Annotated in this window: 24 protein-coding genes and 1 riboswitch; of the genes, 17 read left to right on the top strand and 7 right to left on the bottom strand. The window is 48.4% G+C overall.

Annotated elements, in window-relative coordinates; genetic code table 11:
• Positions 1–139 precede the first annotated feature (139 nt).
• Positions 140–586 carry a MarR family winged helix-turn-helix transcriptional regulator gene (locus tag ACXAGL_RS03925; protein ID WP_474969598.1) on the top strand — a complete coding sequence of 149 codons (447 nt, stop codon included), beginning with the start codon at positions 140–142 and terminating at the stop codon, positions 584–586.
• Between the two features lie 40 nt (positions 587–626).
• Here ACXAGL_RS03925 and ACXAGL_RS03920 read toward each other — a convergent pair whose 3' ends face one another.
• From ACXAGL_RS03920 to ACXAGL_RS03910, 3 genes are all read right to left on the bottom strand, one after another.
• On the bottom strand, positions 627–2,252 hold the full coding sequence (locus ACXAGL_RS03920) for an L-lactate permease (RefSeq protein WP_474989949.1): 1,626 nt from the start codon (positions 2,250–2,252) through the stop codon (positions 627–629).
• Positions 2,253–2,279: 27 nt separating this feature from the next.
• On the bottom strand, positions 2,280–3,245 hold the full coding sequence (locus ACXAGL_RS03915) for an L-lactate dehydrogenase (protein ID WP_474969596.1): 966 nt from the start codon (positions 3,243–3,245) through the stop codon (positions 2,280–2,282).
• 236 nt (positions 3,246–3,481) lie between these two features.
• Positions 3,482–4,171, bottom strand: a complete 690-nt coding sequence (locus ACXAGL_RS03910) for a hypothetical protein (protein WP_160837903.1) — start codon at positions 4,169–4,171, stop codon at positions 3,482–3,484.
• Positions 4,172–4,296: 125 nt separating this feature from the next.
• Here ACXAGL_RS03910 and ACXAGL_RS03905 point away from each other — a divergent pair, with 125 nt between their 5' ends.
• The 5 genes from ACXAGL_RS03905 (at position 4,297) to ACXAGL_RS03885 (ending at position 10,664) form a co-directional block, all read left to right on the top strand.
• On the top strand, positions 4,297–5,487 hold the full coding sequence (locus tag ACXAGL_RS03905) for a CdaR family transcriptional regulator (protein ID WP_474969595.1): 1,191 nt from the start codon (positions 4,297–4,299) through the stop codon (positions 5,485–5,487).
• 142 nt (positions 5,488–5,629) lie between these two features.
• A complete protein-coding gene (locus ACXAGL_RS03900; protein WP_474989947.1) occupies positions 5,630–7,336 on the top strand; it encodes a sugar phosphorylase in 1,707 nt (568 codons plus the stop codon).
• Positions 7,333–8,490 carry a glycerate kinase gene (locus ACXAGL_RS03895; RefSeq protein WP_474989945.1) on the top strand — a complete coding sequence of 386 codons (1,158 nt, stop codon included), beginning with the start codon at positions 7,333–7,335 and terminating at the stop codon, positions 8,488–8,490. Before ACXAGL_RS03900 ends, ACXAGL_RS03895 begins: the two co-directional genes overlap by 4 nt.
• Positions 8,487–10,112, top strand: a complete 1,626-nt coding sequence (locus ACXAGL_RS03890) for a sodium:solute symporter family protein (RefSeq protein WP_474989943.1) — start codon at positions 8,487–8,489, stop codon at positions 10,110–10,112. The genes ACXAGL_RS03895 and ACXAGL_RS03890 overlap by 4 nt, the downstream gene beginning before the upstream one ends.
• 12 nt (positions 10,113–10,124) lie before the next feature.
• Complete coding sequence (locus ACXAGL_RS03885) at positions 10,125–10,664, top strand: hypothetical protein (protein WP_474969591.1); 540 nt, start codon at positions 10,125–10,127, stop codon at positions 10,662–10,664.
• Positions 10,665–10,699: 35 nt separating this feature from the next.
• On the opposite strand, the gene ACXAGL_RS03880 is transcribed toward ACXAGL_RS03885, so the two are convergent.
• Entirely contained in the window at positions 10,700–11,566 is an 867-nt protein-coding gene (locus ACXAGL_RS03880) for a 5'-methylthioadenosine/S-adenosylhomocysteine nucleosidase (RefSeq protein WP_474989941.1), read from the bottom strand.
• Positions 11,567–11,699: 133 nt separating this feature from the next.
• Positions 11,700–11,802: riboswitch (purine riboswitch) on the bottom strand.
• 233 nt (positions 11,803–12,035) lie between these two features.
• Between ACXAGL_RS03880 and ACXAGL_RS03875 the strand changes: the two genes are divergently transcribed.
• The 9 genes from ACXAGL_RS03875 to ACXAGL_RS03835 all read left to right on the top strand — a co-directional run bounded on the left by ACXAGL_RS03875 (position 12,036) and on the right by ACXAGL_RS03835 (position 20,598).
• On the top strand, positions 12,036–12,644 hold the full coding sequence (locus tag ACXAGL_RS03875) for a pyroglutamyl-peptidase I (RefSeq protein WP_474989939.1): 609 nt from the start codon (positions 12,036–12,038) through the stop codon (positions 12,642–12,644).
• A 151-nt stretch (positions 12,645–12,795) separates the two neighbouring features.
• A complete protein-coding gene (locus ACXAGL_RS03870; RefSeq protein ID WP_474989937.1) occupies positions 12,796–13,413 on the top strand; it encodes a hypothetical protein in 618 nt (205 codons plus the stop codon).
• Positions 13,414–13,544: 131 nt separating this feature from the next.
• Positions 13,545–14,381 (top strand): MurR/RpiR family transcriptional regulator, encoded by an 837-nt coding sequence (locus ACXAGL_RS03865; RefSeq protein ID WP_474969587.1) that lies wholly within the window; start codon positions 13,545–13,547, stop codon positions 14,379–14,381.
• A 27-nt stretch (positions 14,382–14,408) separates the two neighbouring features.
• Positions 14,409–15,785 carry a YjiH family protein gene (locus tag ACXAGL_RS03860; RefSeq protein ID WP_474970954.1) on the top strand — a complete coding sequence of 459 codons (1,377 nt, stop codon included), beginning with the start codon at positions 14,409–14,411 and terminating at the stop codon, positions 15,783–15,785.
• Between the two features lie 13 nt (positions 15,786–15,798).
• Entirely contained in the window at positions 15,799–16,923 is a 1,125-nt protein-coding gene (locus ACXAGL_RS03855) for an amidohydrolase (protein ID WP_474989935.1), read from the top strand.
• Positions 16,920–18,068, top strand: coding sequence for an o-succinylbenzoate synthase (gene menC, locus ACXAGL_RS03850; RefSeq protein WP_474989933.1), 1,149 nt, complete (start codon positions 16,920–16,922; stop codon positions 18,066–18,068). The genes ACXAGL_RS03855 and menC overlap by 4 nt, the downstream gene beginning before the upstream one ends.
• A gap of 1 nt (position 18,069) precedes the next feature.
• Positions 18,070–18,765: a GNAT family N-acetyltransferase gene (locus tag ACXAGL_RS03845; protein WP_474989931.1), complete on the top strand. Its 696-nt coding sequence runs from the start codon at positions 18,070–18,072 to the stop codon at positions 18,763–18,765.
• A gap of 121 nt (positions 18,766–18,886) precedes the next feature.
• On the top strand, positions 18,887–20,251 hold the full coding sequence (locus tag ACXAGL_RS03840) for a hypothetical protein (RefSeq protein ID WP_474989929.1): 1,365 nt from the start codon (positions 18,887–18,889) through the stop codon (positions 20,249–20,251).
• 191 nt (positions 20,252–20,442) lie between these two features.
• Complete coding sequence (locus ACXAGL_RS03835; protein ID WP_474969581.1) at positions 20,443–20,598, top strand: hypothetical protein; 156 nt, start codon at positions 20,443–20,445, stop codon at positions 20,596–20,598.
• Positions 20,599–20,656: 58 nt separating this feature from the next.
• Here the strand turns inward: ACXAGL_RS03835 and ACXAGL_RS03830 are convergent, their stop codons facing one another.
• The 3 genes from ACXAGL_RS03830 to cidR form a co-directional block, all read right to left on the bottom strand.
• Positions 20,657–21,028, bottom strand: coding sequence for a hypothetical protein (locus ACXAGL_RS03830; RefSeq protein WP_474970959.1), 372 nt, complete (start codon positions 21,026–21,028; stop codon positions 20,657–20,659).
• A complete protein-coding gene (locus ACXAGL_RS03825; protein ID WP_474969579.1) occupies positions 21,003–21,557 on the bottom strand; it encodes an acyl-CoA thioesterase in 555 nt (184 codons plus the stop codon). Before ACXAGL_RS03825 ends, ACXAGL_RS03830 begins: the two co-directional genes overlap by 26 nt.
• A gap of 210 nt (positions 21,558–21,767) precedes the next feature.
• Positions 21,768–22,658, bottom strand: coding sequence for a cidABC operon transcriptional activator CidR (cidR, locus tag ACXAGL_RS03820; RefSeq protein WP_474969578.1), 891 nt, complete (start codon positions 22,656–22,658; stop codon positions 21,768–21,770).
• Positions 22,659–22,807: 149 nt separating this feature from the next.
• Between cidR and ACXAGL_RS03815 the strand changes: the two genes are divergently transcribed.
• Both ACXAGL_RS03815 and ACXAGL_RS03810 read left to right on the top strand, forming a co-directional pair.
• Positions 22,808–23,737: an aldo/keto reductase gene (locus ACXAGL_RS03815; RefSeq protein ID WP_474989927.1), complete on the top strand. Its 930-nt coding sequence runs from the start codon at positions 22,808–22,810 to the stop codon at positions 23,735–23,737.
• Positions 23,738–23,829: 92 nt separating this feature from the next.
• Positions 23,830–24,174: a VOC family protein gene (locus ACXAGL_RS03810; protein ID WP_474969576.1), complete on the top strand. Its 345-nt coding sequence runs from the start codon at positions 23,830–23,832 to the stop codon at positions 24,172–24,174.
• The last annotated feature ends 26 nt before the right edge of the window (positions 24,175–24,200 follow it).

Raw genomic sequence — 24,200 nt, 5'->3', positions numbered from 1 at the left:
TAAATTGTGTATAATTAAGTTGTGCACAATTTAATTTATAGCAAAGAGATCAGTTTGTCAACCAGCGGAACTCAAAAACTGGTTTTGTTGTGACAAATGGATGGATTCGCTACACTGAGGGTATAAAGGAGAGATCGATATGGCTGAAGAGCATTTGAAATTGGAAAACCAGATTTGTTTTTCCATTTATGCAGCGGCGCGTGAAATGACGAAAATGTATAAACCCCTGCTTCAAAAGTTGGATGTCACCTATCCGCAGTACTTGGTGCTGCTTGTACTATGGGAAGAGGACAGCATGACGGTGAATGAGCTTGGCAGACGTCTGTATCTGGATTCCGGAACGCTCACACCGATGCTGAAGCGGATGGAAACATCAGGTCTGCTTGAACGGAAACGGTCGCCGGAGGATGAGCGACGGGTGATCGTCACGTTGACTGAGCAGGGAAGAAACGCGGAAAAGGATGCCCGTGACATCCCATTTCAGGTGGTCGACCACCTCGCTATGGATGAAGAAGAGCTAAAGCAGTTCAAAGCTTCGCTCGTGAAGGCTCTTGAACATCTGCATGAAAGAAATGAAACGTCATAAGAAAATCCCCGCTTTCTTAAAGAAGAGCGGGGATTTCTTTTTATACACCGATGAGGGACAAAATGTATGTCGTTACACAGACAACCACCAGCAGGATGAAGCTGTATTTCAGCGTCATCTTGAATAACGTGGACTCCTGGCCGGTCTGCTTAACCGCTGCTGTCGCAATTGCAATGGACTGTGGAGAGATCAGCTTGGCCATCACACCGCCGGCCGTATTCGCTGCCAGGAGCAGTGCCGGATTCGCGGTGATCTGGTCAGCGGTGACTGCCTGTAAGTGACCGAATAAGGCGTTGTTGCTGACGACAGAACCCGTAATGAAAACGCCGATCCAGCCGAGCACAGGACTGACGAGTGGGAACAGGCTTCCCGTTTTGGATAAGGCGAGTCCGATGGTGGAGCTCAGCCCGGCAAAATTGGATAAGTTGGCAAAGCCCATGACGAAGCAGATGGTCAGGATAGGGATCCACAATTCCTGTATCGTCGCTTTCAAGTTTTTCATCCCTTCCGGAAGGGTGATCGCAGAGCTGAACCACCCAGTCAGAAGAACAGCCACCAATATCGCTGTGCCGGTCGCAGAAATAAAATCAAGTTTAAAAATGGCATCAAGCGCGGTTGTTTCCGGCGCAATCGGCGGGGCTTTCTGAATCTGCTGGTGCAGGTATGGAATCGATACCAACCGGGTCGTACCAGCAAGCAGGCCTCCATCATTGAACAGGGCTTTAAAAGCAGGAAGACTCCAGATCGTAATGACGGCCGTTAAGATGTAGAACGGAGACCAGGCTTTAACTATTTCCTTCAGGCTGTACGTTTCGCCGGTCTGAACAGCGGGAGCATCCGCTTCTCTGTGGATCGTTTTTGGCTGCCATTTTCTTAAGAACAGCGCAAGACCAGCCATACTTAAGAGGGCGGCAAGGATGTTGGCAAGTTCAGGTCCGAGAAAAAGAATCGTAAACAGCTGGGTACCTGTGTAAATGCCGCTGACGACGAGCAGGGCAGGCAGGGTTTCTTTCACACCTTTCCATCCATTCAGCAAAAAGACGAGCACAAACGGAATGGCAAAGGAGATGGCAGGAAGCAGGTAAGCCAGTGTCCGGGAAAGCTCCATCGTTTCCAGGTTTCCCATCTGGGCACCGACGATGACAGGAATGCCGATCGCTCCGAAGGCACCGGAAGCAGCATTGGCGATCAAGCATAACGCTGCGGCTTTCAACGGGCGGAAGCCTAGTTCCACAAGCAGGGCGGCACTGATGGCAATCGGTACACCGAATCCTGCGGCCCCTTCAAGGAAAGCGTTGAAGCTGAAGCCGATCAGCAGAAGCTGCAGCCGCTGATCCTGGGAGATGTTCGCGATACTGGAACGGATGACCGTGAATTTCCCGGTATGTACAGCAATTTTGTATAACCAGACGGCCATAATGACGATGTAACCGATCGGCCATAGACCGTTCGCTATGCCGTGGAGGGCTGCGGCAAGCGCATGGCCCCATGGCATATCAAACAAGAACACAGCGATACCCAGACTCATGATGAGCGTGAGAAAGGCAGCAAGAATCCCTTTCATACGGAGTCGGGTTAATGCCAAAAAGAAGAAAAAGATGGGGAGAGCGGCTAAAAGCGCGCTCACGCCCAGATTACCAAAAGGATCATACTGTTGGAACCACATGGCAGATCATCTCTTTTCAAAAGAAGTTTAGTTCGTCTGTTTCACATCGAATTGTTCGCTTAGAATATCTTTCAAAACAGTGGCACTGTGATTCAGTTTCCCTTGTTCTTCTTCATTCAGGTTGATTTCCATCACATTACGGATCCCCGTGCGGTTGAGGACAGCTGGAACACCGATATACACGTCATCCACATTGTATTCCCCGTTCAAGTATGCACTGACGGTCATGATGCTGTTTTCGTTGTATAGGATCGCTTTCGTAATGCGGGTCAGACCCATCGCTATGCCGTAATAGGTGGCTCCTTTTTTCTCAATGATCTGATAGGCGGCATCGCGGACATTCACGAAAATTTCGTCGAGATCTTCTTTTGTATAGTTTTCGTGACGTTCGATCAATTCAAGGACTGGAACACCGCCGATGGTCGCGTGGCTCCATACAGGAAGTTCTGTATCGCCGTGTTCGCCGATAATGTTTGCGTGCACGCTGGATGGAGAAACATCGAAGTACTCTCCAAGCAGGTAACGGAACCGGCCGGAATCCAGGATCGTCCCACTTCCAATCACTCGTTCTTTAGGGAGGCCGCTGAATTTCCATGTGGCATAGGTGAGCACATCCACCGGATTGGTGGCCACAAGGAAAATGCCGTCAAATCCGTTGGCCATCACGTCATCTACGATGGATTTGAAAATGACCAGGTTCTTTTTGACGAGGTCGAGACGTGTTTCGCCAGGCTTTTGGTTCGCGCCTGCACAGATGCAGACGATGTCGGCATCACGGCAGTCTTCATACGTTCCATACCATGTTTTCGTCGGATTCGGGGCAAATACTTTTCCGTGGTTCAAATCCATCGCATCGCCCATCGCTTTGTCTTCATTCAGGTCAATGATCACGAATTCCTCGGCTACCGCCTGGTTCAACATCGCAAAAGCGTAGCTGCTTCCGACGGATCCTGCTCCAATTAAAGCGACACGGTTTACATTTTGTTTTGGCATATGAATTCCTCCCTAAAGATAATGAACAAGTTATTGTGAATCATTTCACATTTATATTGTGCAATATTTCCAACATGAAATCAATGAGTTTTGTGAAATAATTCACAATAGGCTTGTCCTGTTTTCATTAAAGCGTTTTCCTGTTCAAAAGTTGGACATATTTGTGTGAGGTCTTGGAGGGAAAGGGAGAGATGTTCAACCCTGCTTCCTATTATAAATGGAAGCAGGGTGGAAAACTATTGAATGGGTGTAAAATGGGCAGATGTGGTCAGTTCGATTTCGTCGCCTTCCAACGCCTCAAAGATATATTCGCTCTCATAGAAGCTTCCACTTCCAATCATGATATTGACTTTAGCTCCTTCATTCACAAAGAAGTTGCCGTTCCCATTCGGGGTTACTTTGTAGCGGGCGGCAGGAATGTCTTTCCCTACAGTGAAGAATCCGGCGGAGAGCGTTTTCGGTTCTTCTTTTAATTCAATGATTTTTCCGGTTACGATGGCCAGTTCTTCCTTCTTCGTATCTATTTCCGCTTCAACAGCATCCAATTCACTGTCCTTGGATTTCTTTGATTCTTCCAGCTTCTTGAGATCTGCCTGAAGTGTATCTTTTTCCGCCACCAGAGCTTCAGCCTCACTTAAATCCTTTTCCAATGCCTTGACCTGTTCATTTATTTCCTCTTTTTTCTCGTCGAGGAGCTCAACATCCTTCTCTAAATCCTTCTGGTCGCCTTGTTTTTGGATGAACCTTTTTTCAACTTTTTCTATTTCCATTGTTACTTCTTCGTACTTCAGCTTTTCTTCATTTAAAGAAATGGTACGGGTGTAGGAACCGATGAAAAATGCAGTAAAGAATATCACCAACGCAGCAGCCGTATGGATCCAGAACATTTTCCTCTTGAAAAATACCGGTTTTTGATCTTCTGTCATTCCATCATTCCTCCCAGAGTATCGTAAGACCACTATATAGGCCGAAAGAGGGGAATATGACCATCTCCTTCCTGGAATCTGTGCTAGGATGAATAATAAGAAGAACGACGGAGAGGGGAATGGGAATGCTGATCCCAAGAGAGGTAGCTCAATCGATTGTTCAGGAAACCGAACCGATCATGAACAAAAATATCAACTTTATGGATGAAAAGGCGAAAATCATCGCCAGTCTTGATAAAAAGCGGATCGGTGATTTTCACGAGGGGGCAGCCAAAGTGCTGGAAACCGGCCATACGTTAGTCATATCGTCGAAAGAAACGTATGAAGGAGCGAAAGCCGGGATCAATCTTCCTGTCCGTCTGCATAAACAGATCGTCGGGGTGATCGGGATCACTGGTGAACCGGAGGAGCTCAGCCAGCAGGGCGCGCTGCTTCAAAAAATGACGGAAATCCTCATTAAGGAAGCGTATCTTGATGAGCAGGTGGAGCTTGAGACGCAGGCAAGGGAAACGTTTGTGAACGAATGGATCCGCAATCAGTATCAGGATGAAAAGCTGTTTGCGACAAGGGGATGGATGTTCGGCATCAACATTTATAAACCCCGGGTGGCTGTGCTGCTGGAGCTCAGCGGTTTTCAGGATTACTGGTATGACAAATTGGGATCCCCTCTCGGAGATGTCAATGATGAAGTGCAGATGCAGCGGTACCGGAGAAACGTAGAAAAGCTGATCCACCGCCACTTTCCGGACTACAATGAACATGTACTGATCCCGGATGGCAGTTCCCGCTATATGATCCTGCTGTCTGTGAACGAACATAAAGATCCGCTCTACCAAAAAGCAAGAGTCAATGCACGGGTACGGGAAATCCAGGAAGCGCTGCTGAAGACGTATGAACAGGAGAGCTCTGGCGGTGTCGGTAGCCTGTGCCGGACCCCCGGTGCGATGTGGAAATCGGTGGAAGAGGCCGACCGTGCGCTCCGCTATGCATCTGATCACCATCAACCGCTTTATTTCTATGAAGATTTAGGCGTGGAGTCACTCATGTATGATGTGCCTGAATCCGTACGTCGTGATTTCATTATAAGAAAGCTCCAGCCCGAAGACCTCGGGTCCATTCCAGACTGGCAGCATACCCTGGAGACATTTTATCAACAAAAGGGTTCGATTAAAGCGACCTCAGAGGTACTTCACATTCATAAAAACACGCTTCAGTACCGGTTGAAGAAAATTAAGGATGTGACCGGTTACGATCCCCGTGATATCAATGATTCGACATTACTGCAGATGGCGCTTGCCTTCCATAAAATCACCTGAAAGAGAAGCGGATTGAGCTTCTCTTTTGTTCTATATACCAAAATAAATCTGTGAAAACGTTTGTATTATTGGTGTTTGTAACATGGAAAGCATCCCTTATTTCCCTTATGATAGCGTTAACATCATTTTTGGAGGGGACAAAATGACTCAAACGGCTGTCGATCAAATTAAACAGAACCTTTATGACGTATATGGAAAGGAAAAAGGAGAGCGTCTTTACAGGAAAACGCTTGATATTATAGATAATTATAAGCAGAAGCCCCAGGCGAAGGACTGGGTGGATGAACGCGATGTGATGTTGATTACGTACGGAGACTCCATCAAGCAGGAGGGGGGAAATCCGCTCACAACGCTGAAACAGTTTCTGCAGGAGTATGTCGGGCAGACCATCAATTCCGTACACATTCTCCCGTTTTACCCGTTCACATCGGATGACGGTTTTTCTGTCCAGGATTATCTGGAGGTCAACCCGGAGCTTGGTGACTGGGATAATGTGCACGAATTGTCCGAGGATTACGACTTGATGTTTGATGCGGTCATCAACCACATTTCAAGAAAAAGTAATTGGTTCCAAAATTACCTAAAAGGGGAAGAGGAATACCAGGATTACTTTGTGGAATCCGATCCTTCGCTTGATTATAGTTCGGTTGTCCGTCCGCGGGCTCTACCACTCTTAACAAAAGTGGAGCACGCCGAAGGGGCAAAATATGTCTGGACCACGTTCAGTGATGATCAGATCGATTTGAATTATGAGAGTGAGGCGTTATTCGCAGAAGTGCTTCAAATTCTTGCCGCATACGTCCAGCATGGCGCGCGCTATCTGCGTCTGGATGCGATCGGCTTTTTGTGGAAGCAGCTTGGCACAACGAGCATCCACCTTGAGGAAACGCACAAAATCGTTCAAGTGATGCGCCACGTCCTGGAGGAAATTTCCCCGGGTACGATCGTGATTACGGAAACCAATGTGCCGCACAAAGATAACATCAGCTACTTCGGGAGCGGACACAATGAAGCGCACATGGTCTATCAATTCCCACTGCCGCCATTGACACTGCACTCGTTTGTTTCCGGAAATGCCCGCCATCTTTCCGAGTGGGCTGATGCGTTGGAAGACACGAGCGATCATACGTCATTCTTCAATTTCCTGGCTTCCCACGACGGCGTCGGACTTCGTCCTGTGGAAGGGATTTTAAATGATGGGGAAGTACAGAGTCTTGCTGATCGTGCGAAGGAACAGGGAGGATTCGTTTCCTACAAAGATAATGGAGACGGTACAAAGAGTCCATATGAACTGAATATCAACTATTTAAGTGCATTGACGAAGCCGGAAGAGACGCCTCACGATGCGGTCGACCGTTTCCTTGCTGCGCAGACGATCCTTCTTTCTGTCAAAGGTGTTCCCGGCATTTACGTGCACAGTCTGCTCGGGTCACTGAATGACTTGGCAGGAGTCGAAGCGACAGGAAGGAACCGTTCCATTAATCGTGAGAAGCTCGAGGCAGACAAGCTTCAGAAAGACCTCGATACGGAAGGGACTTTGCGAAACCGGGTATTCACGACGTTTATGGACAGAATCGAACTTCGCAAACAGCAGAAAGCCTTCCACCCGAACGCCAAGCAGGAAGTGCTGTTCCTGGATGACCGGTTGTTTACCATCATCCGCGGTGGTGAACTTGTTTCGATTGTGAACGTCTCTGAAGAAGCTGTGGAAGTGGATACGGAAGAGTTCCAGGCTCCATTGCAGTCAGAAGCGTTTGTTGATGCTTTAAGCGGAGTGTCCTACACGACGGAAGAAAAAATAACGGTCCAGCCTTACGGAGCGCTGTGGCTGAAGGCGGGAGAACAATGAAAATCATTGTAGCGCCGGATTCTTTTAAAGGATCGATGAGCAGTGCAGAAGCCTGCGAAGCGGTGAAGCAGGGACTTAAAGCAAGTGACTCTACGGTTGATGTTCAGTCCATTCCGATGGCGGACGGTGGTGAAGGGACCGTTGAAGCTTTGATGCAGATGTTTGACGGGGAACTGATTGAAGAGACGGTTCATGATCCATTAGGAAGAAAAATAACCGCCTCTTTTGGATGGATTCCGGAGGAGCGGATGGCTGTGATTGAAACAGCTTCCGCTTCCGGTCTTCCTCTTTTGAATGACGAAGAAAAGAACCCTCTTCAAGCGTCCACCTACGGGACCGGGGAACTGGCGAAGGCGGCGATTGAAAAAGGAGCAGAAACGATCATCCTCGGCCTTGGCGGCAGTGCCACCGTTGATGCCGGAAGCGGATTTTTCCAGGCGTTAGGCGTTCAGTATGTCGATGAGGACGGAAATGAGCTGGACATGAATGGCAGGGAGCTTGGAAAAGTAGCGGACGTCAAGGCAGACGCCTTCAAGCAGAGGGTGAAAGGTGTGGAATGGCGGATTGCCTCAGATGTCTCCAACCCGCTGCTTGGAAAAGAAGGAGCGGTGATGATTTTCGGCCCGCAGAAAGGTGCAGACGAATCGTGCCTGGCCGAACTCGAGGACAGCATGACGAGGTATGCAGCTGTGATCGAACAGCACACCGGAAGGATCGTCCGTGAGAAGGATGGGAGCGGTGCGGCCGGAGGCTTCGGTTTTTCTTTATTCAGTCTGTTGGATGATTACCATGTGGAGAGCGGATTTGAAATGATTGCAGAACTCGGAAAGCTGGAAGAGCAGATTGCCGGAGCGGATCTTGTGATCACCGGAGAAGGGAAAGTCGATGCCCAATCGCTGTACGGCAAAGGGCCGATCGGTCTTTCGAGACTAGCGAAAAAGCATCAGGTGCCGTGTGTCGCTTTTGCGGGCATGATGGAAGGAGACTTGTCCGAAGCAGAGAAGGAAGGGCTTCTGGCCGTGCTTCCGATCGTCGACAAACCGATGACACTAAAAGATGCTGTTGGACAGGGACCTGAACTGTTGAAGCAGGCAGCCCGCCGGTTTATGGATGTCTATACGATAGATCAACGAAATGGGGAGAGGACAAAATGAGCAGTTTTACAGTCATTGATTACATCATTTTTGTCGTATATGTACTTGGAACCGCTTTTATCGGAGCGGCCTTCGGAAAAAACCAGAAGTCGACAAAAGATTATTTTCTTGGTGGGAGAAGCATCCCGTGGTGGGCGATCGGTCTGTCGGTCATGGCGACTCAGGCCAGTGCCATCACGTTTATCGGGGCCCCGGGATGGGGCTATGACGGAGGGCTGACGCGGATCATCACGTTCATCAACGTGCCGCTTGCCATGGCCTTCCTCATTGCGACGATCGTTCCGTTCTTCTATAAAACGGAAGTCTATACGGCCTATGAATATCTGGAACGCCGGTTTGATGTGAAAACGCGTACATTAACAGCTGGATTGTTCCTGATTGCCCGCGGTCTTGCTACAGGGGTCGTCCTGTATGCGCCGGCGCTTGTGTTGTCGGTCATTACTGGTGTTGACGTCAACATCATGATCATCCTCATGGCCGTAATCGCTGTTTCCTATACCGTCCTTGGCGGTATCAGCGCCGTCATCTGGACGGACGTCATTCAGATGGTCGTTCTCTGGATCGGTGCGGGGCTGAGTGTCTTCATCATCTTCCAGGATGTTCCCGGCGGATGGGGAGAAGTCATGTCGACAGCGTCCCAGACGGGCATGCTGGAGTCGATCGATTTCTCTACAGATTTGAGTGTGGAATACAGCATATGGGCCGGAGTGATCGGTGGTTTCTTCCTGCATGCGGCCTACTTTGGTACCGATCAAAGTCAGATCCAGCGTGTGCTGACGAGTAAATCGATTCGTGAAAGTAAGCTGTCTCTTGTACTTAGTGGTGTCCTGTTGATTCCACAGATGCTGTTGTTCCTGCTCATTGGTGTACTGTTGTACATTTTCTATCAATATGCTGGAGATCCGAACATCAATAACCTGAACGAATTGTTCCCGCGTTTTGTTGTGAATGAGCTTCCGGTCGGGATTTCCGGATTGATCATTGCCGGAGTATTCGCTGCAGCGATGTCCAGCCTGGACTCTGCGCTGAACTCCTTGTCTGCTGTATCTGTGCGTGACTTTTACAGCAAATTCATGAAGAAAAACCAGTCCGAAGAACATTACTTGAAAGCGTCCCGTTATGCAACAGTATTCTGGGGCATTTATGCAACGATCTTCGCCTTCTTTGCCGGCAACCTCGGACCGGTAATTGAAGCGGTCAACCAGATTGGTTCCTACTTCTACGGAGCCCTGCTCGGTGTGTTCATCCTTGCGATCTTTACGAAGCGTGTCAATGGAACAGGCGCCTTTGCCGGTGTCATTGCCGGAATGCTTGCCGTCTGGGCCGTGAACGCTTTTGCGGAAATTTCCTGGCTGTACAATAACCTTGTCGGTGCGGTAATCGCAGTTGCGGCCGGTTATGCCGTCAGCCTGTTATCGAAAGCGCCTCCAAAGGAAAAGCTGGAAGGACTGACGATCGATCGGACAAAGAAAAACGTCCAGGAAACCCTGCAGGGACGGGCGGAAGCAGCCGCAGCCGTCGAGGAAATCGAGGAAGAGAAGAAAACGAAAAAATGGCCGATCTATCTTGTGGTATATTTCTTCGTCGTCTTTGCCTTCCTGATGTATCTGCAGAATTTATAAGGAGGACAATCCATGACTCACTACCTTCAACCTGTCATTGAAAAAGAGGAAGCCGTCAAAAAAATGGCCGGGCAGCTTCACACCGGCATATGGAAGAAACTCAGAAACACGAAACAGCTGACATCCATGGAGCAGGTATACATCCCCTTTTACTGCTTTGATTATAAGGCGGTCACTCACTCGCTTCCAGACGGTCTGGAAGGACGGATGGCAATCGAACCGTTAAGCCGCATGAGTGCTATTCTGCCTGTTGATCTTCCAGTGGAAGAAAGCAGCCAAAGCTTCTGGCGAGTGCAGGGGGATGTGTCGAAGCAGGAAGCACGTGAAGTGCTGTACTGGGAAATGTTCTCGAAAGAAAAGCGCCGTGAGAAAATTCATGTGGAAATCGTGAACCGCTTTGTCGTCTACGTGCCGTACTGGCTCGGTTATGTCAAAGATGGAAAAGGCTACGATGTGCTGGCTCTGGATGGGTTGAACGGGAAAGTGGATGTTCCGATTAAAGATACAGTGTTGAGCTATGTGTGTGCACAAGATGAAGTGAATTTGGGGTGAAGGAAAGGCAGCTCATGCAGAGCTGCCTTTTGTTTTCATTCTTTGGTTTGGATGTACTCTTGGACAACTTCATAGACGTAGTCCTGGTTGGATGCGGCGGTTTCTGGATTGTATTCGCCGCCGTTGGTTTTATTGTTGGAAAGGATGCGGATGCCGAGGTACGGGGTATCATACGCTTTGGCGATCTGTGCACCGGCGGCTCCTTCCATTTCTTCTACGCTGGATTCGAAGTTTTCGTGGAACCATTGAATGCGGTCGACTTCATTGTTCCAGACATCTGCGGAACCAATGGTACCTTCCACGACTTTCCCTTCCGTGTGCGTTTCCTTGACTGCTTTGGCTGCTTCCAGGAGGCCTTTGTCTCCTTCAAAGTAGCGGATGTTTTCAGCATCTGGATCTTCCCCGGCACTTCCTTCAGATGCCATCAAGTCCATCGGAATCCATTCCTTCGGTGCGATGCCTTCTCCTTCTGCACGGTTCCCTGTCTTCAAGGAACCGAGGTTGACCGTGCGCTCTCCAAGGACGATATCAAAAACATTCAATTCCGGATCGTGCCCGCCGGATGTGCCCTGATTGATGATGGCTGCCGGGTTGAACTTTTCGATGGCCAAGGCCGTTGCAGCCGCTGTATTTTCCATGCCTTTGCCTGTTTTCATGACAATGACAGGATAGTCATCCACCGTTCCTTTATAAAAAACAAACGTACCGGATTCTTCCTCTTCTACGTTTTCAAGGCGTTCCGCAAAGTTCTCCGCTTCTATCGGCATCGGCCCCTGGATAAGGATGGGCTGCTGTGTTTCTTCTTCTGCGCTGGTTTCTGCATCTGATTCATTGCTGCTGCACCCTGCTAATAAAAGGATGGAAAGAAGTGCAAATGTAAGTGTGCGTGCGAGATAAGACATATGTGAAAGCTCCTTTGATGTTGTTATCCACCTTAACGCCGCCTCAATATAAAAATGCCTGAAAGTAGAAAATGGGTCCTACCTTCAGACATTAAAGTTCACATATACAACAGGACTGTGCCAATGGGGACACAGATGTACACATGTAACTCGTAGTCCGGTTCTTAAATGGGAACCAGGTAGAGACGCTCAGACCGTATTACTGAAAATATACGAGTACGCTATGAAGTTGGATACGGGTTTACTATAACAGAGGACATCTTCTTGCACAACCTAATAAACGAACATTATTTTAATCATATTAAAAATTGTTCGTTTATTCATTCGTTTAAGTAGTATTACAGCTTTATTGGGATTTGTAATGATTTTTTTATTGGTTTGAAGGTTTTTATATGAAGATAGAGGGAAAACTTTAATGTGGATAATATTACCTTTTATAAAGTTATTCTGAACGAAAGGGGATGGAAATGTGCCGACACTTTTACTTACTGGTTTCGAACCGTTTCTCAACTTTCCAATCAATCCAACTGAACAAATCGTAAATCAGCTTCATGGCCGCCGGATCAACGGATATCACGTTGAGGGACGTATTCTCTCTGTCGATTATCATACGTCCGGAGAGGAAGTTCTATATCATGTCGAAGGTGTCCAGCCGGATCTGGTCATATCCCTCGGACTGGCAGCAGGAAGGCATACCATCACTCCGGAGCGGATTGCAGTCAACTGTAATGAGAGCAGGGAAAGAGATAATAAAGGAAACATGCCGGACGGGGAACCGATTCATGAGGGAGGACCTGATGGCCTGTTTTCATCGCTGCCGATTCATAGATTTGTGGAAGTTCTCCATGATAGCGGATATCCCGCGGAAATTTCGAACACGGCTGGGACGTATCTATGTAATCATGTGATGTATCAGGTGCTCTATCATTTTCAAAAGAAAGAAGAACAGGTTCCTGCCGGGTTCATTCACCTCCCTGCCTCACACGAACTGGCTGTACAGCACGGGAAGCTTCCGAGCTGGCCGCAGCGGGATTTAACGGAAGCGGTCGAATGCGTCATTCAATCGATAGACTCCTAGTTGAAAAGAGGGGGATGCTTCTTTCCTGCCAAAGAAGCATCCCCCTTTTAGAGGAAAAAAAGAAGGTTCAGATCCTTTTTTGTCAGGTATGGTTTATGTGAAATCAATACAGGAGATAGACAAGTACTGTTGATGACAGGAGGGAAGGGAAATGACGCTGCGGCGTTCTTTATTTTTCGTATTGTGGATGCTTTTTATCTTATACGCCGTCTTCATAGCTCCGGATGGGAACGAAGGTTATCTTACCCAGCTGATCCAAATGAATGATCCTGATCCGATGCTCCTTATGGTGTTCAGCTTTTTAGGGATTTACCCGATAACTTTTGCGGCTTTTCTACTTGGGGAGGATGACGACCGCGTACCTGTATGGCCTTTCGTCATCGGCTCCTTTATGCTGGGGGCTTTTGCTTTGATGCCTTATTTTTTCTTAGCCGGAAGGGGATCAGATCGAAAGGTAAGAACGCCCGCCTGGGTGGTAAAGGTGCTTCGTTCAAAGGTTCTCCTCGTAGTAATGACTCTTGGAACAGCAGCTCTTTTCTTCTACGGAGTTATTCTGGGCAGTCCGGCTGCATACGGAAACGCCTTTCAAGTGTCACAGTTTGTTCATGTGATGACGGTTGATTTCTTCGTCTTGACCGCACTGGCTGTGTACGTTATCTACCGGCGGGAGCGGAAGTATGGCAGGGAGAATCAGAGACATTGGATGGGATGTATTCCTATTATAGGGTTGCTGGCTTATTTGGTAAGCGTCCGTTTATATGAAAAATAAAGCTGTTCCTCTATTAAGAGGGACAGCTTTATTATTGAATTTTCTAATAATTATTGATATGAAGGAAAAAGTACGGTAGATTAATAGAAACGAAGGAAAAACTTCACACATTCTTAGAAAGGAGGAGGAAGATGGAGGAACCGATCCTTCAGACCATTAAGACGTATTATCCCTCTTTATCTCAGGGCCAGAAAAAAGTGGCTTCTTATTTGATTGAGCATAAAGAGGAAGGAGCCATTATAACTGCTTCACAGCTGGGGCGGAATGTCGGCGTCAGCGAAACGACGGTCATCCGTCTGGCCAATGTGCTTGGGTTCCGCGGGTATTCCCATATGCAGGACGCCATCCGCTCCAACTGGCTTCAGTCCTCTCAGTCTTCTCCGATGTCAGGGCAGGTAAAGGAAGAAGACCGGTTTTATCAAGTGGCGGAACAGGAAAAGAAAGTGTTTGCTCATATGATGGATCAGCTGAATCCGGAGGAAATCCTGCATGCAGCGGAGGTCATGATGAAAGCGGACCGGGTATTCATCGGGGGCTTCGGAGGTTCTTATGCAGCCGGGTATTGGTTTTACTACGCGCTGAGACAGCTGAGAGACCGCGTGTCCCTTTTCAGCGCTGAGGGACTGCTCCCTGAGGAAATGATAGATATCGATCAACGGTCCGCGGTCGTCATTTTTTCTTTCCCGAGGTATCGGATAGAAGGAAAAGAGCTGTCAGACGCTGCCGGGAAAGCCGGCGCATCCATCATCGCCTTCACAGATAAGCCTTTGTCACCGGTTGGCAGGGAAGCGGATGTGACGATTACGACAGAAGAGCGGATGGAGACGGACTATCATTCTATTGCGGGGGCCGTCAGCGTTTCTGAAATGGTTATCCAGACGGCAGCGGACAAGTACTCGGAACAGGTGAAAGCGAGGCAGCAGAAAATTGAACTGATGTATGCAGAGCGGGGGATGTTTTTAGAGTAGGGACCTATAAAAAAAGGAGTGGGGATTATGCAGGGAGAGTTTCAGACGTCGAATGTTACAGAGAAAACCTATACGAAGAAGGATTACTGGAAATTTATACTGCCGTCATTATTCGGTCTTTTATTTTTTATCGTTCCTATTCGTACAGAATCAGGCATGACTGTTCCGGTAGCCTATTTTGCCAACAGCATCAACGGTGCTCTTGGTGCATATATACCAGCTTTTACAGTAGCGGTCATCACGATTTCTGTTTTAGGTTCCATCCTGGCCAGAGGAATGAAGCCTGGCTGGATCATGAATTCTGCGTATATGAAAAATCTCTTCTATGTAAGTAACAACTGGCTCGTCACCCGGACAGCCGGGATGGTCTTCGGGTGGATGGTGCTGTTTGCTTTCGGCCCTGATTTTCTTGTATCGGATGTGACCGGCGGACTGCTCCTGAATGATCTGCTGCCTGTGTTGTTCACAACGTTTCTTCTGGCAGGATTCCTTCTGCCTCTGCTTCTCAATTTTGGCCTGCTTGAATTCGTCGGGGCTCTGTTGATGAAAGTGATGCGCCCGTCTTTTACACTTCCGGGACGATCCTCGCTGGACTGTCTGGCTTCATGGGTGGGCGATGGAACGATCGGAGTGCTGCTGACTTCTAAACAGTACGAAGAAGGCTATTACACGAAGCGGGAGTCCGCCGTTGTAGCGACCACGTTTTCAATAGTTTCCATCACGTTTACGATTGTGGTCATCACTTATTTGAACATGGAGGCGTACTTCCTGCCTTATTATGCAACGATTATCATTGCCGGTCTGGCCGCTGCGATTATCATGCCGCGGATTCCACCGCTTTCAAGAAAATCGGATGATACGTACGAAGGCGCCGAACGAAGAACAGAGGAGCTGATTCCGTCCGGTGTATCTGTTGTCACATGGGGGAAAGGACAGGCCCTTGAAAAAGCACGACACAGTGGCGGGGCGAAGGCCACAATGAAAGAAGGACTGCAAAACGTGCTGGATATGTGGATCGGTGTCATGCCGGTCGTAATGGCTATCGGTACGGCAGCTGTTGTCATTGCCGAATTCACCTCTTTCTTCACGATCATCGGCAAGCCGTTTGAATGGCTGCTTGTAGCGATGCAGGTGCCGGAAGCATCGGCAGCCGGCCAGACGATGGTCGTTGGATTTGCTGATATGTTCCTTCCGGCTGTTATTGGAAGCGGCATTGAAAGTGAAATGACCCGGTTCATCATCGCCTCTGTTTCTGTCACCCAGCTTGTCTACATGTCGGAAATGGGCGGACTTCTGCTTGGGTCGAAGCTTCCGGTAAGCTTCAAAGATCTTGTTTTCATTTTTTTATTGCGTACCATCATTACACTGCCGATTGTTGTCGGTATAGCCCATCTCATTTTCTAAGGGGGAATGCATCGTGAATCAGCACCAGGATGACCTGATACAAACATACGAAGCGCTCCACGCGCTTGCGGAACCGAGCGGAAAAGAAGAAAAAACCTCCCATTATTTACAGAGCCGTCTGAAGGATGCCGGCTATCAAGTGCACAGCTTCGCCCGCCACTATGGATTTTACGTGGATTATAAGGGGGAGACAGAGGAAGTCATTGCGTTGAGGGCGGATATGGATGCGCTCGTTCAGGAGGTGGACGGGGAAGTGCGTCCGAATCACTCGTGTGGTCATGACGGCCATAGTACGATGGTGCTCCATACCGCATTAAAGCTTATGGAATCCGGTGAAAAGCCACATCATACGGTCCGATTCATCTTCCAGCCCGCGGAAGAAACGGCAGCCGGGGCGTTGCAGATGATGGAAAGCGGAGCCCTTGCGAATGTGAAATTCTTAGGCGGTATCCATCTGCGTCCGGAACAGGAAGTACCTGACGGCAAGGCCGCACCCGTGATTCTGCACGGGGCGATTATTACATTGAAGCTGACGATTAAAGGAGTACCCGCTCATGCTGCCCGTCCGGAACTCGCCAGAAACCCGATCGAAGCTGCGGGCCGCTTGATGGCTTCGCTAAAAGCTGTACATGTGGATACCGGCTATTCCTTGAAGCCGACAGAACTGCATTCCGGCGAAGCAGCGAACCTCATTCCGGAAACGGCGAGAATGACGTTCGATATCCGCTCCGTGTCCAACGACGGGCTGCAGCAGCTCATCGACCAGACGAAGGAAATCATCCAACAGATCGAGCAGGAAACAGGAACAGTAATCGGGAGCGAATGGGTGGAATTCTCGCCTGCCGCTGTCCCAAACGATAAGGCTGAAGGGCTGGCTGAAAATGCGGTGGTGGAAGCCTGTTCCAAGGATGCTTTGGCACCGCCGTGTGTTTCACCGGGAGCGGAGGACTTTCATTTTTATACCTTCCACAACAGTGGACTGTCTGCGACGATGATCGGACTTGGGTGCGGGCTTACTCCAGGACTCCATCATCCAGCCATGAACTTCAACAAAAAGGCTCTGATTACCGGCCGGGATATTTTATATGAAATGCTGCGTCAGGCCGATCAAGTAGACTGGAAGGAGGGGACTCCGTGAATATCGAAAAAGTGATTCTCCGTCAAATTAAAATGGATCTTCTGCATCCATTTACGACCAGTGTCGGGACTGAATATGATAAGGACGTCATTCTTGTGGAAGTCCAGTCTGCCAACGGTCATTCCGGCTGGGCGGAGTCCGTATCCATCAACGAGCCGATTTATAATGAAGAAACGATTGATACCAACTGGCCGATGCTTCGGAAGTTTCTTCTGCCCGAACTGCTGAAAGCACCGATCGGTCATCCGAGTGAAGTTTCAGAGCGCTTTCAGTCCATACGGGGCCAATTCAACGCAAAAGCTGCTGTGGAGCAGGCGGTCTGGGACTTATACGCCAAGGAACAGGGACGTCCACTGGCCGAAGTGCTCGGTGGAACGAAAACGTCCATTGATGTGGGCGTCAGCATCGGAATTACGGAAAGTAAAGACGCCCTGCTTGAAAAAATAGCCGGCTATGTGAAGGAAGGATACAAGCGGATCAAAGTGAAAATCAAGCCCGGCTGGGATGTAGAGCTGCTCCGTGCCGTCCGCCGCCGGTTTCCCGATCTTGAAATGATGGCGGACGCCAACTGCGCCTACACGCTCGATGACATTCCCCGTCTGAAGCAGCTGGATGATCTGAACCTGATGATGATTGAACAGCCGCTGGCTCATGACGATATCATTGATCATGCGGAACTGCAGAAGCATTTGAATACACCGGTCTGTCTCGATGAGAGCCTGCACTCCTATGATGATGTCCGGAAAGCGATTGAGCTTGGCAGCTGCAGGATCGTCAATTTGAAGATCGGCCGTGTTGGAGGTCTGCAGGAAACGCTGAAGATTCATAAGCTCTGTCAGGACCACCATATTCCGATGTGGTGCGGCGGCATGCTGGAAACCGGCATCGGCCGGGCGCACAACATTGCTGTCACAGCCCTGCCTCAGTTCCTTTATCCAGGAGATACAGCTCCTTCCAGTCATTATTGGGAGCGTGACATCATTCATCCGGAAGTGAGGATGGACCGCGGTGAAATGAAAGTTCCGGACCAGCCGGGCATCGGTTTTGAGCCCGATATCGACTATATTGAACAATTAACGAGCCATAAAGAAACGTTTACACCAAAGGAAATGACTGCCGACAGCACGATTGGAAAGCAGGGATAGAATGATTGCCGAAGGGATATTACAGCATCAACCAACAGGACAGGAAAGGAAGTACAGCGTCCATGTTCTTTCTTTGGATGCCCTGGAAGAACTGCAGACGATGCAGAAGGAAGTGGAGCAGCATGTTGATGATTCATCGACGCTGCAGCCGCTGAGCGAAGAAGAGTTCACGACTATTTTAACAGGCGGAGGGCTGCTGATCGGGGTTTATGTGCGTGATACCCTGGCTGCCTTCCGGGCATTATGGTATCCAGGAAAGCACATAGAGAATCTCGGCCGCGACGTCGGTCTTCCGGAAGCCGAGTGGGAGAAGGTCGTCCATCAGGAGATTTCATGCGTGCTTCCTGAATACAGAGGGAACCGTCTGCAGAAAAGCATGGGTGTTTGGATTATGGAGGCTTTCCACGCAGCTGACCACGGCAGGACTCATCTCTTTTGTACGGTTCACCCTGAAAATCCCGGAAGTTTAAAGGATAAGTTCTCTCAAGGGATGGTCATTGCTGCCGTCAAAGAAAAGTATGCCGGTATGCTCCGCTATATTTTCTATCGTCCGATTTCCAGCCCTGTGCTGTGGGATGAGTCTACCATTGTAACCGTTCAGCAGAAGGATTACGCTGAACAAAAATCTTTGATTGAACATGGGTACGTAGGCGTGCAGTGGCAGCCTTCCACGCTTCTCTTCGCTAAAAAACGATAAATAACAGAGAGGTGATAACGTTGTAGGCGTTGTCACCTTTTTGAGCTTTAGGATTGAAAAAAGTTCCATTCCTCTATAGGATGAGATCATTGGATACGCTACCATAGTGAGGAGAATACCTGTGCGCCATTGGTCGAATTATCTCTATTTATTCTACTCGTTTGTCTTTTTACTGAATATCCTTCATACGTTCTGGGCAGATGAAACGCTGTACATAATCATTGGGGTCCTGGGGATGGTGATGACGGCCGTCAGTTTCCCCAGATCGGACCGCGTCTTTAAAATTTTAGGAACCGTGCTGCTGACAGCCGGCGGATTTTTCTACTTTTCCAGTGATGCGGTCCTCTCTGATATCCCTCAATTTTTTGCCGGGAATATCAGTCTGCTGCTGCTCATTTCCATGCTTCCGTGGATGAACAGTGTTGTGAAGGCCGGCAGATATAACAAGCTCCTCCAGTCGCTTATCGGAGGTGGGGATCAGAGCTTAAGCGGCTTGTATACGCGCAGTGAGGTTACGATGGTCTCTCTGGCGGCTTTCTTGAACCTTTCTTCCGCTGCGGTCTCTCAGGATCTGCTGAAGGAAAAATTGAAGCAGATGAACACGAAGATGAAGAATAACTTCATTCTGATGGTCACCCTGCGGGGCTATTCGCTCGCTCTTCTTTGGAGCCCGCTGGAGATTCTGCTGGCCACATCCATCTTTATTACGGGAGCCGACTACCTCCAAGTGCTGCCATGGATGCTTGCGATTTCCGTGATCGGCATTGCTCTTGATTCGTTTGCGGCAACATTCACGTACAGGGGTGAATCGATTCCAGAAAACGACCGCACAGGAGCAGCTCCATTGAACAAACGGAAGTTCATGCAGTTTATTGCTGCCCTGGTTTTATTTTTGTGCTTCGTTGTTTTTCTTGGAAATGTCGTCCAGCTTGATTTTCTATTTTCCGTGACGATTGCCATTTTTCCGTTTGCTTTTGTCTGGTCGCTGCTGATCAAGCGCAGGCGCAGTTTTATGAATATTGGGTGGCCGACATGGAAGTGGAAAACAAACCGGCTTGATAACTTTATCGTCCTGCTTCTGACCCTTTCGTTCTTAACGAAAACGCTGAATGCATCCCCTTATCTCCAATACTTACAGGATCCTCTCATCGCAATGGAAGGGCAGCCGGTTTTCATCATGTTGTTCATCCAGGCCGCGTTTTTAGTGATGACCCTGCTCGGGGTCCATCCGATTGCTACGATGGGAATCTTTGGAGGGGTGAGCGGACTGTTGACCAGCGCCTTCCCGCCGGTGACCCTTACCATTCTGCTTTCGGTCTGTGCGATAGCCACCGTCCCGTCGGCGCCGTATGGATTGATTGTGACTTTAACGTCTGTGGCATTGAAGGTAAATCCTTACCAGATTGTGCTGCGGAATTTACCATACAGCATCGGGCTTGGTTTTGTAGGCATCGGAGTCGCTCTATTTTCGATGTGGATCTATTGATCTTGTAAAAAACCTCCAAAAATTGGAGGTTTTTTACATGGTTCATTTCTGCAGCAATGGGGTATTTATCTTTTGTCGAAAGATTATAGTTGCAAAATTCGTCATTATTTAACATAATTTTTACAAAGTAACGTTTCTAGTAGTAGTTTGAGTCGACTGGTAAACAACTGAAAAGAAAGAGGGGACATTCTATGAGAGAAGATATGATCCGTGTGTTAGACCAAAGAGATATTCTTGTGAAGGAAAATGAGAAATTGCAGCAGCAGCTGGAAGAAGAGCGTGAGAAAGTATCCATGCTTCAGGAAAAGCTGCAACAGGAGCAGCTGCTTTCTAAAAGTGGTGCTTAATGATCGTTGAGGAAAGAAAATCCCCGGGGTGTTGTTAAACCCCCGGGGATTTTCTTCTTTACTTCATGATGGTAGAACCGCGCAGCAGCTCTGGTTTAGCCCCGAGAATGAGGAGGAAGAGCTTGGCATCTCCGACTTCCCTGTGCTTGTCGAGAAACGCCTGCACGACCGGGAAGTCCTCGTGGTTTTTCAAGCGGTTCACTTCCCTTTGGTAGACGGAGAGAATCGATCCTTTGATAAATTCAGGATGGCAGGATTCCAAGTCTTCCTCCATCAGGAGGGCCCCCATGTATCCGTACTTGATCTGGAGCTGACGTGTAAAGCTGACTACATGATTGAGAATGGCGTACACATCCGGGTAGCGGGTTCGGATGTCCTGGATATCTTCTTTTGCCTCATAGAGCTCACCCAAGCTTGCTAATTTGATCATGTTCATCCACTCCTTTTTCCCATGGTTTTTCTAATCCGATGATCCGTGTTAACTCAGCACTATGGTCGCGGCGGAATCGTCTGCGCTTGGCGCGTTCCTCCCCGGACTTATAAAGGAACTTCTCTTCTTCGGTTTCAGGGATGACGTTTGGAACTTTCACGGCACGTTTGTTTTCGTCCAGAGCTACAAACGTCAAGAAGGCGGTGGCAGCCATCCGCCGCTCCCCGGTAATCATATCCTCGGCAATCACCTTGCAGAAAATCTCCATCGATTTCGTTCCTGTATAAGAAACAAAGGATTCCACACAAACCGAATCCGTCTGATGAATCGGGTGAAGGAAGTCGATAGAGTCTGTCGACGCTGTCACACATTCCTTGACTCTGGCGTGCCTTCTTGCAGAAAGGGTGGCATTGTTATCCAGCTTCTTCATCAACACCCCTCCGAACAATGTATTGTAGTTGTTCAAATCGTTTATCATCACTTGGTCTGTATTAATTACAAGGCTTTCTCTGGATCGTTTATCTGTCATTTTTCCGACTTCCTTTCTGTAAATAAAATCATTTCGAAGCGCTTATTCGTAAAGACATGTCCCTACAAAAAGGAGAACACCATCAGTGTAAGCCTGAAAAAAGAGAAAGTGAAATAGCAATCCGGCATTCCTACGATAGACAATATCTATGGAAATGCTTACAACCAGTCAAAAATGGCATGAAAAAATCAGCTTGGAAGTCCAAGCTGATTAATATTCAATGCTGTGCATGCGGTTTTGGGTGTATGCCAGCCACTCTTTGGCGGCAAAGGAGATGTATTGATCTTTCGGCCAGATGATAGCCAGTTCCCACGCCATGGAAGGCTGGGTCACTTTGATTCTGCGGACGTTGTCATTCAGCAGTTGGGAGACGCTTTTAGGAAGCAGGGAAATCCCGAAATTGGAAGCGACCATTTTGCCTATAAAGTTCCATTGAGAGCTCTCCGATACAATTTTCGGCAGGAATCCAGCTTCCTGACAGGCCGTCGAGATCCGGTCATTCAAGACAAAGTCCTTGTTGAATAATATAAAGGATTCCTCTTTCAGTTCCGTCAACTGGATTTCTTCCCGGCCGGCCAGCGGATGTTCCGGATGGAGGACGACTTCCAGTTCTTCCTTTAAGAGGAAAAAGTAATGGAATCGTGCTTCATCCGTCGGCAGTACAGTGATCCCCACATCCAGTTCCTCCTGGAGAATCTGTTCCTCGATCTTTTTTGCCCCGCTTTCGACCAGTTGGAAAGTAATGTGCGGATATTTTTTGTGAAAGCTTCCAAGTGTCTGGATGAACTCCTCGGCATCCATGATCGGCGGCAGGCCGATACGCAGGTGGCCTTTCTGCAGACCGAGCAGGTCATCCAGCTGAGTCGTCAGATTTTGAAAGGCTTTATCGATGGTTTTCGCCTGGGTAAGGATGAGCCGCCCCGCGTCTGTCAGGACGACCTTTTTCCTCCGCCGCTCGAAAAGCTCGACACCGAGGTCGTTTTCGAGGTTTTTTATCATTTTACTGATGGTTGGCTGGGAGATATAGAGGTGTTCAGCTGCTTTCGTGAAGCTTTGGAAGTGTGCGACTTCAATGAAATACTGCAGGTGGCGGATGTCCATGAATGAAATCTCCTTTGACGTTTTTTTCTCATCATAAAGGAGCAGGTTCGAGACATCAATCATGGACCGGATGCAGCAATCACTTGTTTTTGGACACCCGGATTGTGGTAAACACCGAAAAAGGATGAATTTTAGAAGGAGATGAAAAGATGGATAACAAAACAAAACTCGGTAAATCAGATTTGTATGTCAATCCCATTGGTCTTGGTACAAATGCCGTCGGAGGACACAACCTTTACCCGAACCTGGATGAGGAAGCAGGGAAGGACGTCGTCCGGACAGCACTGAACCACGGCATGAATTTTCTCGATACGGCCTTTATTTACGGACCGAAACGTTCTGAGGAACTTGTCGGACAGGTGATGAGCGAATATAAGCGTGATGATATCATCCTTGCGACAAAAGGTGCTCATGAATTCAAGGGTGAAGAGGTTGTGTTCAACAACTCCCCTGCTTTTTTAAAGCAGTCTGTTGAAGACAGTTTGAACCGTCTTCAAACCGATTATATCGACCTGTTTTATATCCACTTCCCTGATGAGGATACGCCGAAAGACGAAGCGGTCGGTGCCCTTAAAGAACTGAGAGACCAAGGGAAAATACGATCCATTGGTGTTTCCAACTTCTCTGTCGACCAGTTGAAAGAAGCCAACAAGGACGGATATGTGGATGTGATTCAAAGTGAATACAATCTGTTCAAACGTGGCGCGGAAGAAGATATGCTTCCTTACACAGCGGACAACCAAATCAGCTTTGTTCCATATTTCCCGTTTGCTTCCGGGCTGTTGGCTGGTAAGTATGATAAAAATACGACGTTCAACGATCTGCGTGCAGAAAACCCATTGTTCCAAGGGGAAGAGTTCAAGAAGAATCTGGATAAAGTTGAACAACTGCGTCCAATCGCTGAACAAAAAGGCGTGGACATTCCTCATATTGTCCTGGCGTGGTATTTGAATCAGCCATCTATTGATGCGGTTATTCCCGGCGCAAAACGCACCGAGCAGGTCGTCGATAATCTGAAAACGCTGGATGTGAAGTTGAGCGATGATGAAATCTCCAAAATCGATCAAATCTTTTCCTGAAAGCCTGCCTTTGTGCAGGCTTTTTTTTCTGTGGCTAGAATAAGAAAGGTGGAAGGGGCCATCCTGGAAATAGAAAAGGAAAGAGGTGGAGGATGAAAATTCTTGGATACAGGTATGTTGATGTTTCTGAACACAGCGAGGCGATGGTGGATTTTTTTCAGAACAAACTGGGCATCGAGAATGCGTGGGAGGATACGGAGGAATACCGCGGTGGTATTTTTAAGACAGGAGACAGCTGGCTTGAATTCTGGCACAAAAATGAGTGTATGATGCCTGTGAAAATGCTGCAGCTGGTCGTGGATGATGCGGATGCTTTTGCGTCTCACGCTAAACAGCAGGGGGTTGAGGTTCACGGCCCCATTGAAGAACATGGGGAAAAGATGTATTCGACAACCGCTCCTGACGGGATGCCTGTGACCATCTTATCCTCTTTATAAAAACAAAAGCCCGGCAAATCAGCCGG

This window comes from Halobacillus sp. ABA4_118 (assembly GCF_056160205.1).
Note: the sequence above shows the minus strand (reverse complement) of the source record. Positions and strands in the feature narration are given on the sequence as shown.

What these genes read in the sequence shown, in the direction of transcription:
- ACXAGL_RS03925 (WP_474969598.1), top strand. Translation starts at nt 140, where the DNA reads ATGGCTGAAGAGCATTTGAAATTGGAAAACCAGATTTGTTTTTCCATT.
- ACXAGL_RS03920 (WP_474989949.1), bottom strand. Translation starts at nt 2,252, where the DNA reads ATGTGGTTCCAACAGTATGATCCTTTTGGTAATCTGGGCGTGAGCGCG.
- ACXAGL_RS03915 (WP_474969596.1), bottom strand. Translation starts at nt 3,245, where the DNA reads ATGCCAAAACAAAATGTAAACCGTGTCGCTTTAATTGGAGCAGGATCC.
- ACXAGL_RS03910 (WP_160837903.1), bottom strand. Translation starts at nt 4,171, where the DNA reads ATGACAGAAGATCAAAAACCGGTATTTTTCAAGAGGAAAATGTTCTGG.
- ACXAGL_RS03905 (WP_474969595.1), top strand. Translation starts at nt 4,297, where the DNA reads ATGCTGATCCCAAGAGAGGTAGCTCAATCGATTGTTCAGGAAACCGAA.
- ACXAGL_RS03900 (WP_474989947.1), top strand. Translation starts at nt 5,630, where the DNA reads ATGACTCAAACGGCTGTCGATCAAATTAAACAGAACCTTTATGACGTA.
- ACXAGL_RS03895 (WP_474989945.1), top strand. Translation starts at nt 7,333, where the DNA reads ATGAAAATCATTGTAGCGCCGGATTCTTTTAAAGGATCGATGAGCAGT.
- ACXAGL_RS03890 (WP_474989943.1), top strand. Translation starts at nt 8,487, where the DNA reads ATGAGCAGTTTTACAGTCATTGATTACATCATTTTTGTCGTATATGTA.
- ACXAGL_RS03885 (WP_474969591.1), top strand. Translation starts at nt 10,125, where the DNA reads ATGACTCACTACCTTCAACCTGTCATTGAAAAAGAGGAAGCCGTCAAA.
- ACXAGL_RS03880 (WP_474989941.1), bottom strand. Translation starts at nt 11,566, where the DNA reads ATGTCTTATCTCGCACGCACACTTACATTTGCACTTCTTTCCATCCTT.
- ACXAGL_RS03870 (WP_474989937.1), top strand. Translation starts at nt 12,796, where the DNA reads ATGACGCTGCGGCGTTCTTTATTTTTCGTATTGTGGATGCTTTTTATC.
- ACXAGL_RS03865 (WP_474969587.1), top strand. Translation starts at nt 13,545, where the DNA reads ATGGAGGAACCGATCCTTCAGACCATTAAGACGTATTATCCCTCTTTA.
- ACXAGL_RS03860 (WP_474970954.1), top strand. Translation starts at nt 14,409, where the DNA reads ATGCAGGGAGAGTTTCAGACGTCGAATGTTACAGAGAAAACCTATACG.
- ACXAGL_RS03845 (WP_474989931.1), top strand. Translation starts at nt 18,070, where the DNA reads ATGATTGCCGAAGGGATATTACAGCATCAACCAACAGGACAGGAAAGG.
- ACXAGL_RS03835 (WP_474969581.1), top strand. Translation starts at nt 20,443, where the DNA reads ATGAGAGAAGATATGATCCGTGTGTTAGACCAAAGAGATATTCTTGTG.
- ACXAGL_RS03830 (WP_474970959.1), bottom strand. Translation starts at nt 21,028, where the DNA reads ATGATCAAATTAGCAAGCTTGGGTGAGCTCTATGAGGCAAAAGAAGAT.
- ACXAGL_RS03825 (WP_474969579.1), bottom strand. Translation starts at nt 21,557, where the DNA reads ATGACAGATAAACGATCCAGAGAAAGCCTTGTAATTAATACAGACCAA.
- cidR (WP_474969578.1), bottom strand. Translation starts at nt 22,658, where the DNA reads ATGGACATCCGCCACCTGCAGTATTTCATTGAAGTCGCACACTTCCAA.
- ACXAGL_RS03815 (WP_474989927.1), top strand. Translation starts at nt 22,808, where the DNA reads ATGGATAACAAAACAAAACTCGGTAAATCAGATTTGTATGTCAATCCC.
- ACXAGL_RS03810 (WP_474969576.1), top strand. Translation starts at nt 23,830, where the DNA reads ATGAAAATTCTTGGATACAGGTATGTTGATGTTTCTGAACACAGCGAG.